The 16747-nt window shown below is 32.2% G+C and carries 12 protein-coding genes and 1 pseudogene; 7 read left to right on the forward strand and 6 right to left on the reverse strand.

Features of this window, described 5'->3' with window-relative positions:
* The first annotated feature begins 160 nt into the window (after positions 1 to 160).
* From rocD to tnpA, 3 genes and pseudogenes are all read left to right on the forward strand, one after another.
* A complete protein-coding gene (gene rocD, locus Q4Q34_RS14950) occupies positions 161 to 1405 on the forward strand; it encodes an ornithine--oxo-acid transaminase (protein WP_303315510.1) in 1245 nt (414 codons plus the stop codon).
* A 6-nt stretch (positions 1406 to 1411) separates the two neighbouring features.
* The gene (locus Q4Q34_RS14955) at positions 1412 to 1765 is read left to right on the forward strand and encodes a hypothetical protein (RefSeq protein WP_303315508.1); all 354 of its coding nucleotides are present in this window, start codon (positions 1412 to 1414) and stop codon (positions 1763 to 1765) included.
* Positions 1766 to 1921: 156 nt separating this feature from the next.
* Positions 1922 to 2368 (forward strand): annotated as a pseudogene (tnpA, locus tag Q4Q34_RS14960) (IS200/IS605 family transposase).
* 159 nt (positions 2369 to 2527) lie between these two features.
* Here the strand turns inward: tnpA and Q4Q34_RS14965 are convergent.
* Positions 2528 to 3886 carry a family 16 glycosylhydrolase gene (locus Q4Q34_RS14965; protein WP_303315507.1) on the reverse strand — a complete coding sequence of 453 codons (1359 nt, stop codon included), beginning with the start codon at positions 3884 to 3886 and terminating at the stop codon, positions 2528 to 2530.
* A 297-nt stretch (positions 3887 to 4183) separates the two neighbouring features.
* On the opposite strand from Q4Q34_RS14965, the gene Q4Q34_RS14970 reads away from it, so the two are divergent.
* Positions 4184 to 8275, forward strand: a complete 4092-nt coding sequence (locus Q4Q34_RS14970; RefSeq protein WP_303315506.1) for a hybrid sensor histidine kinase/response regulator transcription factor — start codon at positions 4184 to 4186, stop codon at positions 8273 to 8275.
* A 126-nt stretch (positions 8276 to 8401) separates the two neighbouring features.
* Here the strand turns inward: Q4Q34_RS14970 and Q4Q34_RS14975 are convergent, their stop codons facing one another.
* The 3 genes from Q4Q34_RS14975 to Q4Q34_RS14985 all read right to left on the reverse strand — a co-directional run bounded on the left by Q4Q34_RS14975 (position 8402) and on the right by Q4Q34_RS14985 (position 11131).
* Positions 8402 to 8731, reverse strand: coding sequence for a CCC motif membrane protein (locus Q4Q34_RS14975; RefSeq protein WP_303315504.1), 330 nt, complete (start codon positions 8729 to 8731; stop codon positions 8402 to 8404).
* Positions 8732 to 8740: 9 nt separating this feature from the next.
* Positions 8741 to 9004, reverse strand: a complete 264-nt coding sequence (locus Q4Q34_RS14980) for a DUF2752 domain-containing protein (RefSeq protein WP_303316295.1) — start codon at positions 9002 to 9004, stop codon at positions 8741 to 8743.
* A 360-nt stretch (positions 9005 to 9364) separates the two neighbouring features.
* Complete coding sequence (locus tag Q4Q34_RS14985; protein WP_303315502.1) at positions 9365 to 11131, reverse strand: T9SS type A sorting domain-containing protein; 1767 nt, start codon at positions 11129 to 11131, stop codon at positions 9365 to 9367.
* 179 nt (positions 11132 to 11310) lie between these two features.
* Between Q4Q34_RS14985 and Q4Q34_RS14990 the strand changes: the two genes are divergently transcribed.
* A complete protein-coding gene (locus tag Q4Q34_RS14990) occupies positions 11311 to 11502 on the forward strand; it encodes a hypothetical protein (protein ID WP_303315500.1) in 192 nt (63 codons plus the stop codon).
* 2 nt (positions 11503 to 11504) lie between these two features.
* Positions 11505 to 12068 carry a Smr/MutS family protein gene (locus Q4Q34_RS14995; protein WP_303315499.1) on the forward strand — a complete coding sequence of 188 codons (564 nt, stop codon included), beginning with the start codon at positions 11505 to 11507 and terminating at the stop codon, positions 12066 to 12068.
* On the opposite strand, the gene Q4Q34_RS15000 is transcribed toward Q4Q34_RS14995, so the two are convergent.
* Positions 12065 to 12985 (reverse strand): hypothetical protein, encoded by a 921-nt coding sequence (locus Q4Q34_RS15000; RefSeq protein WP_303315496.1) that lies wholly within the window; start codon positions 12983 to 12985, stop codon positions 12065 to 12067. The two genes, Q4Q34_RS14995 and Q4Q34_RS15000, sit on opposite strands and share 4 nt — an antisense overlap.
* Positions 12986 to 13131: 146 nt before the next feature.
* Between Q4Q34_RS15000 and Q4Q34_RS15005 the strand changes: the two genes are divergently transcribed.
* Positions 13132 to 14274: a cysteine desulfurase family protein gene (locus tag Q4Q34_RS15005; RefSeq protein ID WP_303315494.1), complete on the forward strand. Its 1143-nt coding sequence runs from the start codon at positions 13132 to 13134 to the stop codon at positions 14272 to 14274.
* Positions 14275 to 14277: 3 nt separating this feature from the next.
* Here Q4Q34_RS15005 and Q4Q34_RS15010 read toward each other — a convergent pair whose 3' ends face one another.
* Complete coding sequence (locus Q4Q34_RS15010; protein ID WP_303315492.1) at positions 14278 to 16740, reverse strand: TonB-dependent receptor; 2463 nt, start codon at positions 16738 to 16740, stop codon at positions 14278 to 14280.
* Positions 16741 to 16747: the final 7 nt, after the last annotated feature.

Below are 16747 nucleotides of genomic sequence, written 5' to 3' on the forward strand. Positions count from 1 at the left end.
TTGAAACAGGAACCGTTAAGATTTTATAATACAATTAATATTTATTAACTTTGCCCCCCTATCCGGGGATGATTTCTCTCCCACGCTGAATTTTCGTCACTTCGAAAGAATAAAGGTACAGTAGGAATTGCATATTTTTTATATTTAAATTTTTTTTAAAATGGCAATTTTAGAACAACAAACGTCGCAACAATTAATCGAATTAGAAAACAAGTATGGTGCTCATAATTACCATCCATTACCTGTAGTTTTAAGCAGGGGAGAAGGTGTGTATGTGTGGGATGTAGATGGAAAACAATATTACGATTTCCTTTCTGCATATTCAGCCGTTAATCAAGGGCATTGTCATCCAAAAATTGTTAATGCTATGGTGCAACAAGCACAAACATTAACGCTAACTTCAAGAGCATTTCATAACGACATGCTAGGCAAATATGAGAAATTTGCTTGTGAATTTTTTGGCTTTGATAAGTTATTACCAATGAATACGGGTGCTGAAGCTGTAGAGACTGCTTTAAAGTTATGTAGAAAATGGGCTTATGAGGTAAAAGGGATTGATGAAAACAAAGCTGAAATTATAGTATGCGAAAACAATTTTCATGGACGCACAACAACAATTATTTCATTTTCGAACGACCCAGTAGCTCGTCAAAATTTTGGACCATATACCAATGGGTTTATTAAAATAGAATACGATAATCTTGAGGCATTAGAATCAGCTTTACAAAATAATCCAAATGTTGGAGGGTTTTTAGTTGAGCCTATACAAGGTGAAGCGGGAGTTTATGTTCCTAGTGAAGGTTACTTAACTAAAGCAAAATCGCTTTGTGAGCAGTATAATGTTTTGTTCATTGCTGATGAGGTACAAACTGGTATAGCCAGAACAGGAAAACTTTTAGCTGTTAACCATGAAAATGTAATACCAGATATTTTAATCTTAGGAAAGGCTATAAGTGGTGGTGTTTATCCAGTATCTGCTGTTTTAGCTAATGATGCTATTATGGATGTTATTAAACCAGGTAACCATGGAAGTACTTTTGGAGGAAACCCAGTAGCAGCTGCAGTAGCTATAGCAGCTCTTGAAGTAGTAAGAGATGAAAAATTAGCTGAGAATGCAGAAATATTGGGAGACCTATTTAGATTTGAATTAAATAAATATATTGACACGAGTAATATAGCTAGTTTGGTTAGAGGAAAAGGCTTGCTTAATGCGATTCTTATAAATGATGATGAAGATGGTGACACCGCTTGGAATATTTGTTTAGCATTGCGGGATAATGGATTATTAGCAAAACCAACACATGGTAATATTATACGATTTGCACCACCTCTAGTCATGGATAAAGAACAATTGCTAGACTGTGTTAGCATTATTATAAAAACGCTTAAACAGTTTGAAAATTAGATGTTAATGGAAGAAAAATCGGCTTTTGAAAACTTTGAACTTGATATAAATAAGGATATTAGAGGTTATTTAGAAGAAACCTCGAAGTGGTCTTATTTTTTAGCGATACTTGGTTTTGTGGGTATTGGACTTATAGTTCTTGTGGGCGTGGGAATGAGTTTTTACACAGGTTTAAATGAATTTGGAGCAGACTCAGCTTATGGATTAGGGTATTCTCTAGGTGCAGGAATTGTTTACTTGCTATTGGCTTTGATTTATTTTTTTCCACTTTTATACTTATTCAAATTTTCAAAAAAAATGAAAAATGCTTTAAAGCTTAATAATAATGAAGATTTTAAAATAGCATTTTTGAATTTATAGTCCCATTATAAATTTATGGGGATTTTTGCCATTATAATTATTAGTATTTATGTACTAGCATTTATTATAGGGATGTTTGCTGCAGCGTCCTTTTAATTATTAGAATTCCCCGACGCTAGCGTCGGGTGTAGCGTAAAGATATTTAAATTTGTTCTTATGAGTGATCATATTCATAAGAGTCATAACAAAAGTTTATTGTTATATCATTTGGTTTGTCCTATAAAATATAGGAGAAAAATTTTGACAGCAGAAGTTTCACAAACGTTGGAAAATGTATGTTTAGAAATATCGGCACGATATGAGATACATTTCTTAGAGATAGGCTGTGATGATGACCATGTTCATTTTTTGATTCAAAGTGTTCCCATGCTGTCTGCAAAGAAAATTTCAAATACGGTTAAGAGTTTGACAGCAAGAGAAATATTCAGGTTACACCCAGAAGTAAAAAAGTTTTTATAGGGCGGAAAGTTTTGGACTAGTGGCTATTATATTAATACAGTTGGTCAATATGCAAATGAAGAAGTCATTAAGAAATATGTTCAAGGGCAAGGAGGTAGCAATAATTATGAAAAGATACATACTTCACAGTTGAAGTTGTTTTGATACCTCGTATGCTTGCGTCGAGGTAGTTCATTCAATATTAATAATAAAGCTTATAAAGAAAAGCACCAAATAGATAGTCATGGCCAGAAGATTTTTTCTTCCGACCATGACTATCTTTACAGACCTCTTTTTATATCCAAAAAAGGCTAATGAATTATGTTAGTCAACAACTACTTTTTTAGAAGTTTCAGTTACTTCGTTAGCAACTTTAACCAGATATAATCCTTTTGCAAAGTTTCTAACATTTACAGTTGTTCTATCTTGGAATTGCTTATTAAGAATTCTTACTCCTCTTATATCATATATAGAAATTGAACTCATTCCATCAGAGTCTATATATAATTCATTTTTAGCTGGATTAGGATATATGTTCAATAAACCAGAAGGTCCAAAACCAATATCTTGACTTACTTCTCTAGCATTTAAATCTCCATTTCCGATGTAGTTAGAGAATTCAGATCCAGAAGACGTTTTTTGTGTCACTGTTTTGTTAGAACTAGAACAAGCACCTAAATTTTTCCATCTACCACAAGCACCAGGAGTACAGTTACCATTTGTTCTAGATTTCCATCTCCATTTTTTTCCATTATGGGATACTTCATCTTTCAAAGCATAAGTGGCTCCAGACTTCCAAGCAGGAGCACAAGCAGTACCTCCACCACCATTGCCGCCACCAGCTCTTTTCCAGGTTCTAACGTAGTCTACTTGCATAGTTGTTGGAAAACCAGATGGGCGACTGTTAGTAACAACTGCATGTCTAGAACCGTTTCTATATTCATAAAAAGGCTCTCTTAAACCTAACGATATGACTAAGCGTTGTTGATGTTGTTGTAATGCTGCTTCAGAGGCATTTGCTGTAGCTACCAATCTACCGTCTATATAAAACTTAACGCTACCAGATTCCCATAAACAACCATAAACGTGGTAAGCATTCCTTGGATCAAAACTTGGGCCTTGACCACCGCCCGTAGTTTCTCTTACTGATGTTCTTTTTTGCGGCCTAGCATCATCAGCTCTAATTAAGTTCCAGTCAATAAGTTTTACGTTTCTTTTACGTTGTTGTATTTCAGGGAAATCAATTTCATTGTATTTAACACGTTGTCCATTGATTACTTTAACAGTTTGACCGATACTATATGTCCAAAACGCAGGACATACACCAGGATGTCTGGGAGCTCCTTTCATTCTAATTTCAAAATATCCGTATTTAATATTTTTTTTACTTCTTATAATACCAGATGTAAAGTATAGCTGTTTTCCACCTCTTGTATGCCTGTCCCAGTCAAGTGTTAGCTTAAGCTTGCCATTGTTTACTTTAGTGTGTCTTGTTTCCCAAGACCATGGTCCCCAGTCATTAGGGTTATGATCCCACTTATTAGTGTTAAGCCCATTGTTAAACTCATCTGAAAAGTCTGGTTGCAGTGTCCAATTCCCTCCTATACCAACAGGTTGTTGTGCATAATTACTAACCGAAAATAATAAAGCTAGTAGCCAAAATAAATAGTTTTTTTTCATCATTAATTTGTTTTAATTTAATTTAGTTTTATTTAATTTAATTGTTAATTAGTTGTAGTTTTATCAAAATTACATGTTGTTTTTTGTTAAAGTGATAATAATATGCTTCGTGAATTTATAATAGTTAAAAACAAATGGCTTATCTGTTAGTATTAAAAAAATATCTAAGCGTATTACATGTTGATTATCAGCTATTTAGATGGTGTATTTGGACTGTAGCTGTTTTAGTTTCTACGTTTTTGTTTAAACAGATATCAATTAAAAATTAGTAAAATTCACATCAAATTGTCCACAATAATCATGAGAGTAACTCTAAAAATATTCCTACTTTTTTTTATTACGATTTTAAGTGCATATAAATGCTTTGGTCAAGAGTGTGTTTTTAATCCTATTAAACAGTACACAACTGCCGATAAATTATCTCATAATGGTGTTACAAGTGTTTTTGAAGATAGCAATGGACTTATATGGTTTGCTACTTATGATGGTTTAAATAAGTATGATGGATACTCATTTAAGCAATACAGGAATACGCTTGAGAATAAACTTTTATTAAGTAACAGAGTGCTCTCTCTTAATGAGGACGTCAATAAAAAATTGTGGATTGGTACAGAACATGGGATTAATTTATTAGACTTGAATAATGATAAAATTTCCGTTGTACATACTAATATTGACAGTAAACAGAAAGTTTTAATTGTAAAAAAAATAATATTATCTGATAATGATTCTGTACTATGCTTATTAGAGAATCATACTATACTTCATTTTGATAAACACTATAAATTAATTGGTACCTATCAACCAAAAATCTTTAATTCAAACCAAACTAATTTTCGAGACATCGTTAAGCTGTCTTCAACAAAATATGCCATCACATCATCTTCAGGTTTATTAATATTCGATTTAACTACTAAAGACTTTCAATTATTCGAACTAAAAGCAATAGAATCCTGTTTCGGTTTATTGCTATACGATAAAGAAAACCTATTTGTAGTAAAATCTCATGGGATCGCTCATTTAAGGCTTAGTGAAAAATTAGAATATGTTAATACCATATTTCAAGATAAACGGTTTAAACATATTTCACTAGATGCTAATAAAACATTGTGGCTGGGGGCTATAAATGGAATAAGTAAAGTGAAAAATTTCATACCTCAAAAATGGAATGAAAATTTAGAAATATGTCATCTTAAATCATTTGATGAAATATATGTAAGCTCAGTTTCGGCTAATATTAAAAAACGATGTTGGGTTACAACATTTAACAAAGGTATTTATGAATTTGAAGTGGTGAATAATTCTTTCAATAGTTATGAAAAAAGTTTTGGAAGCCCACATGGTATTGAAACGAATACTATTGCAAGTATGTCTAAATATGATGACAATAAGGTGTTAATAACAACATATTTTGGTAAAATATCTCTATTTGATGCTGAAAAACAAAAGTTTTTGCCATTGCCATTTAAAGCACCTCCAGAGAATACAGAATTTAAAGGAAAGATGGTGCAAGACTCTAAGGGTAATATTTGGTTTTCACCGAGAGGGATCCAAATGGGACTGTTTTTAAAGAAGCACAATGAAGATGAGTTTAAATTAATTCAATCAAAAAAACATAAACAATTTAGCAATGCCTTAATTAGGCAAATAGTTGAAGATAAGCATTGTTGTATCTGGGTTTCTGATCGTAAGGATGTTTTTCGCGTAAAGTTTGACGAAGATGAAAATCCTATAGTAGAAAGTTTAAATTGGATAACATCATATAAGCCTAAGTTTTCACTTATCAGATATATTTATGCAGACCCTTTGTATGACTTTGTTTGGTTGGCGTCAGAAGTAAATGGTTTGTATAGGGTAGATATTGGCAATGATAATAAACTAAATACTTTAAAAATTGAAAACTATCAAAATCTCCCAGATAACAAGGATGGCTTATCAAGTAATTATGTGTCACATATTATTCGAGATGTTAATAATAGTATGTGGATTGCTACAGATCAAGGTGGGATTTGTAATGTAGTGAATGAAACCTCAGGCCCTAAATTTATTACGTATTCAGAAAAAGATGGGCTAATAAATAATGGAGTGAAACGTATAGAGTGTGATGCTGAAAATAATTTATGGCTTTCAACAAATATGGGAATCAATAAGTTTATAACAAAAACCAAAGAATTCAGAAAGTATCAAAAAGATGACGGCTTGCCTTTTTTACAATTTGAATTCTCGTCAATTAAAACCGACAATGGCACTATGCTTTTTGGAGGGAGAGAAGGATTTACTTATTTTAAACCAGAGCAAATAAAGAAAAACAGCACCATTCCCAGTCTTATTTTTGGAGATTTCAAACTGTTTAATAAAACCATCAAGCCTGGAGATTCCATTGACGGGAGAGTTATTCTAGAAAAAAATCTATCACTGTTGAGTGAAATAGAATTAGAATACGATCAAAATGTGTTTTCAATAGAAGTAGCTTCATTGCACTTTAAAAGTCGAGATAATCACTTTATTAAATATAAATTATCGCCTATAGATAAAGATTGGGTGGTAAACCCTTCATCTAACAATATAATACATTACAACGGTTTGCCTCCTGGAGATTACGTTTTTGAGGCCATGGCGTCCAATAGTGATAACGTTTGGAGCAATCCTAAAAAAATCAATATTGCTATTACACCTTATTTTTTAAAAACAAATCTGGCTTATACCATTTACGGCATTATTGTATTATCAGTTATTTTAACTATTGCATTTTTATTGATAAGATATTTTAGGTTACAGCACAAACTGGAAATAGAGACACTAGAGAAGAAGCAAGAAAGTGAATTGAGCGATGCCAAACTGAGGTTTTTTACTAATATTTCTCATGAGTTTAGAACGCCACTTACTTTAATTAATGGGCCTATAGAGGCATTTCTTAAAAAATTTGATAAGGAAAAACCCATTAAAAATTATTTAGAGCTTGTAAAACGACAATCTAAAAAAATATTGCAACTGGTTGAGCAGGCTCATGATTTTAGGAAAGTAGAAAAGGACATGCTAAAGCTAAATATCGATAAATTTAATTTCTCTGAGTTTATCATTCAACTCATCTTAGATTTTAACTTTTTAGCTTCAAAAAACCAGATAAAATTAACTTTAGAGGCACCCGAACAAGATGTTTTTTTGGCAGCAGATAAAAGTAAAATTGAAAAAGTTCTTAATAACTTAATCAATAATGCCTTCAAATTTTCAAATAGGGGTGGCACCATATCTATTAAGTATTCAGAGTGCAATTCACAGCTGAGTTGTACGGTTAAGGATACGGGTATAGGCATTAAATCTGAAGATATTCCTCATGTTTTCGAGCGATTCTTTCAATCTAAAAAAGACCATTTATCGCATTATGGAGGTTCTGGTATAGGATTAGCTTTTTCAAAAAAATTAGTGGAATTACATGATGGCTCATTAAACGTAGAAAGTATTGAAGGTAAAGGGGCAGCTTTCACATTTAATATCCCGATAGGCGATTTGGAAAAATATAATCTAAAAGAATGTAAAATTGAAGCACTGATTGATGAAGAGGTTAAGAACACCAATAATGTTGTGATAAACGCCAGCGGTTTTGATGTTCCTGAACTAGAAGTTGAAGAAACCTTGGTAGGCTCAAGGGTTTTTATTGTTGAAGATAATGCTGAAATGTTGTTATTTTTAGCAAATGTATTTTCTAGCCATTTTAATGTTAAAACGTTTTCTAACGGCAAAGACTGTGCTCAATTTTTGGAACAAGAATGGCCAGATTTGATAATAAGTGATGTTATGATGCCAGAAATGAATGGCATAGAATTGTGCGAACACGTAAAAGCAAATATAAAAACGAGTCATATTCCATTAATTCTATTAACTGCAGTTTTATCCATGGAAAGCAAACTTAAAGGTTTAGGAGTTGGCGCAGATGTATACATTAATAAACCTTTTGAAGTAAAATATTTGGTAATGCGATCTGTTATGCTACTTAAGAATAGAAAAATTTTACGAGAGCGTTTTCAAATTGATAATCGTTTAGCTCTGGAAAAACATCATGTAAATAAATATGATGAAATTTTTGTAGATAAACTCTTTAAACTTGTTGATGATAACTTGCAAAACCTGGACTTGGATGTTAACTTTTTAGCTAGAGAGTTAGGGATAAGTAGGTCTCAATTTTTTGAAAAAGTGAAGGCCTTAACTAACCAGACGCCTTATGAGTTGTTAAAAACATATCGACTTAAAAAAGCAGCAAAGTTATTAGTGAAAGGCGATTTACAAGTGTCCGAAGTATCTCTTTACGTTGGATTTAAAAGTACACCACATTTTAGTAGAGCATTTAAAGATAAGTACAAGGTTTCTCCGGGGAAATACAAGAGTAAAACGTAATTCCAAAAAATAATGAAAAACTAAGCCCACCTACCTTAGAGGATACTTTTTAAACATAAAAAATGGCCGAAATTTCTTCCGACCATGACTACCAAACGGTATTCTTTATTCTAAAATAATGCGATATTATTGATTTTGTTGCCATTGCTCCATCATCTCTTGAGACTTTTGCATAAGTTCATCCCAACCCACCGTGTATATTCTATAAATGGACATTATTAGATACAGAAGATTTATTATTAATATAACCAAAGCTACAATTTTAGCTGTATTCATAGCTTTAATACTATTTTGATCATAATTTTCTGGATTAAGCTTAGCCGCATTTAATTTACTATTAGCAATTATAAATGCAATGCCTGCAAGGATGAATCCGAGCCCGCCAAAACAGCAGCATAATAAACCTATAATAGCTAATACGTAAACAATTGCTGGGTTGAGTTTTTGTTGTTCCATTTTTGAATTTTAATTGATTATTTTTATTAGATAACTTATTATTATTGTTGAAACCGTTATTATAGCCAATGCACCAATAATTTTGGTGGAGTGTTTAAATTTAAAGAAAATATTAATCCCTATAGCTAAAAAAAGAATTATTAAGCTATAAATTGCAGGGTACATATAAAAAGCATCTAAAAATTGCCCTTTAAATACTAATACAAGTGATCTTTGCAAGCCACACCCCATGCATTCTACACCAAAGAGTTTTTTGTTTAAGCATGGTAACATATAATCATTTAAAGCCTGCACGTATAATAAGATTTTATTACGCTAAAATAAGTAAAAAGGATATATTGCTGTCTTTTAACACTCAAAATATACTGGAAGTATTGTTGTATTGAAGGCGTTTTTAGGTTATTCAATAGATTTTAGCATAGAACCTATTTAGACTTTTTGGATTTAAGCGAAAATTAGAAATTTTTGCCTCTGTTGAAGACTTTTTTGAGTTACATAGCAGAGCTACGGAAGGAAAAAAAGACAAAAACAGAGTTGAAAACGGCAATTTTTTAGCAAATTGAAAAAGTCTAAAGGAGTTCATATAGAAAAATGACATATAAAATAAGTCAATCAAATAAATTTATGACTGTTCTACTTTTTATTAGCAATAATAATCTTTTTCTTAAATACCTGATTATCATCTAAATTTACCTGAAGAATGTATATACCATCACTAAGTAATTTTGTAGAGTAGGTATATGCTTTTTTTGAATTATCATGAAGCCTTTTATTTTCTACTTCTTTACCAGCTACATCAAATAAACTAAACTCTTTTACATTTAAAGAATTTGGATTGGAAATTTTTAATTCAGAAATGCTATTGTTTTGGAATACTTTTAAAGTATTTAAATCAGTCTCTGGAGTATTTAAGGTATTCTTATCAAAAACAATTTCAAATCGATCTTTATAATTGTTGGCCTCAAGATTAATGTTAAAATCCTGAACTTTTAAATTAACAAACGTATTATTTTCTATATCATGCAGGTAAATAGGCTGATCACTTTCAAAATTCTGAATATCAGCAATTCTAATTCTAATTTGTGACTCTTTATTTAGTTTAATAGCTAAAGGAATTTTTAAAGAAACATCAAAAGGTAATGCTTCTGCGAGATAAGGTTTTCCGTCCACTAACCAATGCGCATCCAAAGTCAAAATATCATCTTGATGTATATTAGATTCCATACCATAATCAAAACCAAAAGTCGTAGAGTTATGGAATGTTTCTACTAATTGTCTTGTATAGCTATTATTGAAATCAATATTTAATCTAAAACGCTTATAGTCACTTGGAACTTTAAAAAAACCTTTAGTATTTTTTGAAGCTTTCTTTTTTGTGTTAGAAGACTTAAAAAATTCACTGTCAGCATGTGTTTCTTTTATAAATATTCTATGACTGTTTTTCGCTTTTACTGTACCAGTTGCTGTACCTTCAACCATAAATCCTTGCCCAATAGGAATGTATCTTTGAGGTTCTTTTCCAGAAGGGCCACCACCTGCAGCTCCATTAATAGTCCCATTCAAGTTATAAGTACTAAAAGTCGCTGGAGTATAGGTCTCAATGGTACCAGTAGCATTAATAGTATAAGTAGCATAACCACCTTCATAATCTCTAAGGTTATGCGAATTTACACTAAGGTCTTGCTCCCAAAAAAATAAAGTACCAGTAATTACAGCAGCATTTTCAGCATCATGTATATAAGCTAAGGCATCCATAGCAGATGGGTACGGATTACCAACTAATGTAAATTGCCCGTTTAAAACACTAACCCCTATAGTGCCATTATTAGGTTTTCCCCTAAAATCATATTGTTGTGCATCACCAGATCCAGCAGTCCCCTTCATTGTAAAACCTTCTCCCGGATTTAAGTCTGTGCTACCACCCACATGTATCCATTCAGAATACTCATCAGAAGCAATAAATTTCCAGATCCAATAAGACTCAATAGCTAATGGACTGCAAGTGCCATTATATCCAGGTAAACGGCCAACAGTAGCAGGGGTTGAAGTTATAAGACCAGTAACATCATTAAGAAAGGTAACCCCAAAAGGATTGTTTGTATTATTACTGGTTTTGCTACCAACCGGAGAACACCAATAATTATATTCATGAGCTCCAACGTTACCATCCTGATAAACACTTAATTCACCAACACCAGAATTCCCTGTAGTACCAGAACCTTGAATAACCTGAGCTTCGTCACGCAAATAAATAGAACTATCTGCTTCGTTTAGGTTAATATCATCTTCAACAAAGACAATTTCATCATTTATAAAAACATAAGCGTCATTTCTTACTGATAATTGTGAGAAAGAAAGGTTGCTTATTAGTAGAAGAAAAAGGGTAGATCTGCTAAACATTGTTTAAATAGGTTACATGTATTGGGGATAACAAATATATATATATTTTCACAAAAACCAGTTTTTCATCGGTATAAAACGTCTTTAAACGGAATAAAGCTCAGAAAATCACGATGAAATCATTATTTAAAATCTAATTTTTTAATGTAATTTGCCAATCATAAAAAGACATGTTATTAATGAAGTATTTTAATTATATATTGATAATTTTAGGTGCTATTGTTGCTACTTACGCCAAATCTGGTACAGAGCAGAATGAATATATTTTAATAGCAGGAATTATTATACTTATGCTAGGGGTTTATAGAATATCTAGGAGTATACCAAGTAAAGAGGATAGTGATGATGTTGATAATACCGAAAACGACTAGTTATGTCTTTTAAATTGGGTGATTCTGTGCTAGTTATAGATGAAAACTTATCCGGAGTGATAAAAAAGGTTTCGGGTAATACTATTTCTATTGAAACAACAGATGGTTTTTTATTAGATTTTCAAAGTGATGAGTTAGTTATAAACAAAGCTGGTAGTACTTTTACTAGAGAATTATTTTCAAAAACAACTATTAGTGATGTTGTTTCTGAAAAAGAGCAACCTTCAAAAAGAAAACAGGTAAAAACGAGAGCAAAAGATAGGTATGAGCCTACTCTAGAGATAGATTTACATATTAATCAATTAGTTAAATCTTCAAAAGGAATGTCTAAGCACGATATATTAACGCTCCAATTAGATACGGCGAAACGCCAATTAGACTTTGCCATAAGAAAGCGCATTCAAAAAATAGTATTTATACACGGGGTAGGTGAAGGCGTATTGAAAGTAGAATTAGAATATTTATTTGGACGCTATAACAATGTGAAATTCTATGAAGCCAATTACCAGAAATATGGTTTGGGAGCTACCGAAGTGTATATTTATCAGAATGTTATACCCAATTAATTAAAAACGGGTTCGCCTTTTCTTGTTTTGGTTAGTCTAGAGTCTTGTAGGATTCCAAAATCAAATATATCTAAAGATATTAGTGTTAAATCAAAATTAGAAATTGTAAGTGATACTGTAAATGTTTGGGTAATATTATGATCTCTATACGCTATAGCTACTACAGAAGTAGACACATCTGGATTTAAATAGTCAGGTGTTGTACCAATGGTAATATCATTTGCAGGGTTTAGGTCATCAGAATCGTTTTCCTCATCGCGTGTTTTAACCCCGTCTCCATCATCATCATCATCTAAATAATCAGGCGTACCATTTCCGTCAGTGTCTTGAGCATCACTAAAAATACCATCATTATTTGGATCGACGTTTTCATCTTTTGTTAAGATATTATCGCCATCGTCGTCTGGGTCAATATAATTAGGTATAGAATCGTTGTCAGTATCATCATCTTCTAAATTCCCATTACCGTTTATATCCTCAAATTCAGCAGGGATGCCGTCATTGTCGTCTTCTGTTAAAACGGTTTCAATCACAGCAGTTCCAGATGTACTTTCTATATCTTGGGTTATAATTATATCAGAGAGCGGTATGTCATTACAGAATAAATTAGAAGGCAGTGTAGCATTACTATAAGTTCTATAATTAAACGGGTTAGAGCTATTTATTGTAACCTCTTTTGTATAGGTTTTAGTCACTTCATCAACGTCAAGAAGTTCATCAAAAGTAAGAGCATTAACTCTTAAAGATAAAGATTCGGAAGGATCATTTTTAGTTTTGTAAAGGATTAAACTAGATACGCCTTCGCAAGCTTCAAAAGTTTCTCCAAATTCTAACTCAACAGTAATTACATCGCCATCGTCACAAGAGTATATAGCTAATAAAAATAGAGATATTGAAACTAAAAATAATTTACGCATTGGGTTCGAATTTTAGGACAAAAATAATGGAATTGTTATTTATAACGTAGCATATTGAAAATAATTTTATTTCAAGTATTTTTGAACTCTAAAAAGTTTTTTTGATTACCTGAACTTTGTACTGAATTAATAAAAATGTCTTTTCTATGAAGAATGTATATTTTGATAATGCTGCGACTACTCAAATGAGAGACGAAGTTATAACGGCCATTACGGAAGTTATGAAAAAAAACTATGGAAATGCTTCATCGTCACATAGTTTTGGAAGATCTTCAAAGTCATTAATAGAACAATCAAGAAAGACTATTGCTCAATATTTAAATGTATCTGCTGGAGAAATCGTGTTTACTGCGGGAGGTACTGAAGCTGATAATTTAGTACTTAGAAGTGCCGTTAGGGATTTAGGAGTTAATCATGTTATTACTTCAAAAATTGAACATCATGCCGTTTTACATACTATAGAGCAACTTGAAAAAGAGTATAATATACTAGTTAGTTATGTTGATATTACTGCTAACGGAGATGTTGATTACAAACATTTAGAAACGTTAATACAAACAGAAAATAAAACGCTTGTAAGTTTGATGCATATCAATAACGAAATTGGTAATATCTTAGATATTGAGCATGTTGCCAATTTGTGTAAAGCTAATGATGCTTTATTTCATACTGATGCTGTACAATCTATAGGGCACTATAAAATGGATTTACAAGCGTTACAAATTGATTTTTTAGCGGCGAGTGCTCATAAATTTCATGGACCAAAAGGAGTTGGGTTTACTTTTATTAGAAAGAATTCGGGTTTAAAACCGTTAATTTTTGGAGGTGAGCAGGAGCGGGGTCTTAGAGCAGGTACCGAAAGTGTACATAATATTATTGGTATGGAAGTAGCCTTAAAAAGTGCTTACGCTAATATGAATATTGAAACTGATTCTATTAAAACGTTAAAGCGTTATTTTATTGATAAGATAATGAAAGACATCCCTAAAGTAACATTCAATGGGCAGTCTGATGATTTGGAAAAAAGCACTTATACGCTTATCAATATTTGCTTGCCAGTACCTCCTAAAAAAGCTGCTATGTTGTTATTTCAATTAGATTTAAAAGGCATAGCATGTTCTAAAGGAAGTGCATGTCAAAGCGGTAGTTCTCAAAACTCGCATGTTTTAACTGAAATTTTAAACGATATCGATTTACAGAAACCATCCATTCGTTTTTCTTTTAGCGTGTATAATACTAAGGAGGAGGTCGATTATGTTATAGACGTTTTAAAAGCTTTTATTGAATGAAATTTAAAACTTCATAGTTGTTCTGACATTAAAAACACGTGGTGTTAAAAAATTAGGAATGGCAAATTGACGTTTACTAAGGGCGTCTCTTACCCAGGTATTTGTAATTGAGTTTTGGACATCAAACATATTATAAATTTCAAATCCGAAAGAAAGTTCTTTAAAAGGTTTTTTCCAGCCGCGTTTAAATTGTTTTTTTGCATCAACAAGTACAAATTGTAGACCTAGATCAGCACGTTTATAGTCTGGTAATCTATTTTGGAATTCGTAAGGATCTGCATAGCTAGGAGAACCACCAGGTAAACCAGTATTATAAACCAAATTTAAATACATTTTCATGCTTGGCACATTTGGTACATAATCTTGAAATAGAGCAGCGAATTTTAAGCGTTGGTCTGTTGGCCTAGAGATATAACCTCTGTTATCTATATTTTCTTCGGTTTTTAAATATCCAAAACTAAACCACGATTCGGTGCCCGGAACAAACTCCCCATTTAAACGCATATCCAATCCGTATGCATAAGCTTCAGCATTATTACTTGCTCTATAGCGAATACGTACGTTTTCTAAAGTATATGGATTTACATCGGTTAAGTTTTTGTAATAAACTTCAGAGGTTAGTTTAAAAGGCCTATCCCACATTTTAAAACTATAGTCGTTACCCAATACTAAATGAAATGATTGTTGCGCCTTTACATTGGGCTGTACGACACCATTAGCATCTCGAAGCTCTCTGTAAAAAGGAGGTTGATAATACAACCCGGCCGCAACTCTAAAAAGCATGTCTTTTTCCCAAGAAGGTTTGATGGCAAATTGGGCTCTAGGACTAAATACTGTTTGATTTGAAGATGCAATACCATCTCCTTTAACACTCCAATTATGAACCCTTGCACCTGCATTATACCAAACATCGCTTGTTCCTATTTTAGAGCGTTTACTCCATTGTAAATAAGCCTGTATTCTATTTATTTGTGTATTATTGGTCGCTCTTACATTTTGAAATGCTTCTAACGGACCACTATAAGGAGCATACGGTTGTTCGTTTACAGGGATTGTTCTTGGTGGTCTAATTGAAAATCCAGATGAATCAATAATCTCCCATTCAATTAAGCGATCTCTAATATCTTCGTTGGTGTATTTTACAGACCACTCTATTCTATTATCATTAATATTAAAATCGCCCTTATGTTCAATATTAGTTATTAGAGCATCTAAATCATTTCGACCATGATTTAACTGACTACCAATACCTTGACTAAACTCTACTTCACCTAAATCTTCATCACCAATATTTGTATTTACTTCACCTAATCTGTATTGTGCAAAAATATCGAAATACTCTTCCTCTGTTGTATGATAAGTGGATGTAATGAGTTTAAGAGTTAGGTCGTCATTAGCAAAATAGGTGCCTTTTAAAGCTCCAAAATAAGTTTGGTAACGATCTTTTTCTTGCCCTTCATAAAAGACTATCAATGCCACAGGATCGCTTAATGTACCAAAATTGGTTTGTCTTGTTTGTGGTTCGTAATTGTATTTGTTTATTGAGGCATTTCCCAAAAAGCTTAAATGAAATTTATTTGAAAACTTATAAGTGAAATACGTCTGAGCATCAGCAAACGTAGGATTGAAATTGGTTTCAGTTTCTTTAGCATTTACTAGCAAGCTATTATCGCGATAGCGAACACCTGTAATTGCAGTAAATCTTGAATCTTTGCTTATATTTTCAACAGAAAGACTTCCTCCCAATAAACTTAAATCTGCATTAACTTCAAATTGGTATGGTGTTTTGTAGGTTATATCAAGAACTGAAGAAAGCTTATCTCCATATTTTGCCTGAAATCCACCAGCAGAAAAATCAACGTTTTGCACTAAATTTGTATTTACAAAACTCAAGCCTTCTTGTTGTCCTGAACGTACTAAGAAGGGACGATAAACTTCAATGCCATTAACATAGACTAAGTTTTCGTCATAATTACCACCACGTACAGAATATTGAGTACTTAATTCGTTATTATTACTTACGCCAGGTAGTGTTAATAATAAATTTTCCACTCCAGCATTGGCACCAGGTATTTTTCTTATAGCCTCAGGTTTTAAAGTAATAATGCCTTCAACTTCTTTACGTCTGTTGTTGGTCACCACAACGGTGGCTATTTGCTCAACAGAAGTGCTCATTACAGGGTTAAACTCGTATTCTTCTCCACTTTTCAAATTGAATGTACTTACAATTTTTTTATGAGAGAGGTGAGTAAACTCAACTGTAACGTCTTGGTTGGCATTGATTTCTAAAATAAAAAAACCATTAGAATTTGTTACGGTTCCACTAGTACCTGTTTTAATATTTACTTTTTCTACAGGTTGACTATTTTCATTTAATATAACGCCTTTAATTGTTGCTGTTTGCGAAAAACCAATTGTGATTATGAAAAAAAATAGAAAGGAAGTTACTAGTAGTTTTGTTTTCAAAAGAGTG

The organism is Flavivirga abyssicola, from assembly GCF_030540775.2.
In the GTDB taxonomy this organism is placed as follows: domain Bacteria; phylum Bacteroidota; class Bacteroidia; order Flavobacteriales; family Flavobacteriaceae; genus Flavivirga; species Flavivirga abyssicola.

Coding starts and splice junctions, on each gene's coding strand:
- rocD (WP_303315510.1), top strand. CDS start 161: ATGGCAATTTTAGAACAACAAACGTCGCAACAATTAATCGAATTAGAA.
- Q4Q34_RS14955 (WP_303315508.1), top strand. CDS start 1,412: ATGGAAGAAAAATCGGCTTTTGAAAACTTTGAACTTGATATAAATAAG.
- Q4Q34_RS14965 (WP_303315507.1), bottom strand. CDS start 3,886: ATGATGAAAAAAAACTATTTATTTTGGCTACTAGCTTTATTATTTTCG.
- Q4Q34_RS14970 (WP_303315506.1), top strand. CDS start 4,184: ATGAGAGTAACTCTAAAAATATTCCTACTTTTTTTTATTACGATTTTA.
- Q4Q34_RS14975 (WP_303315504.1), bottom strand. CDS start 8,731: ATGGAACAACAAAAACTCAACCCAGCAATTGTTTACGTATTAGCTATT.
- Q4Q34_RS14980 (WP_303316295.1), bottom strand. CDS start 9,004: ATGTTACCATGCTTAAACAAAAAACTCTTTGGTGTAGAATGCATGGGG.
- Q4Q34_RS14985 (WP_303315502.1), bottom strand. CDS start 11,131: ATGTTTAGCAGATCTACCCTTTTTCTTCTACTAATAAGCAACCTTTCT.
- Q4Q34_RS14990 (WP_303315500.1), top strand. CDS start 11,311: ATGAAGTATTTTAATTATATATTGATAATTTTAGGTGCTATTGTTGCT.
- Q4Q34_RS14995 (WP_303315499.1), top strand. CDS start 11,505: ATGTCTTTTAAATTGGGTGATTCTGTGCTAGTTATAGATGAAAACTTA.
- Q4Q34_RS15000 (WP_303315496.1), bottom strand. CDS start 12,985: ATGCGTAAATTATTTTTAGTTTCAATATCTCTATTTTTATTAGCTATA.
- Q4Q34_RS15005 (WP_303315494.1), top strand. CDS start 13,132: ATGAAGAATGTATATTTTGATAATGCTGCGACTACTCAAATGAGAGAC.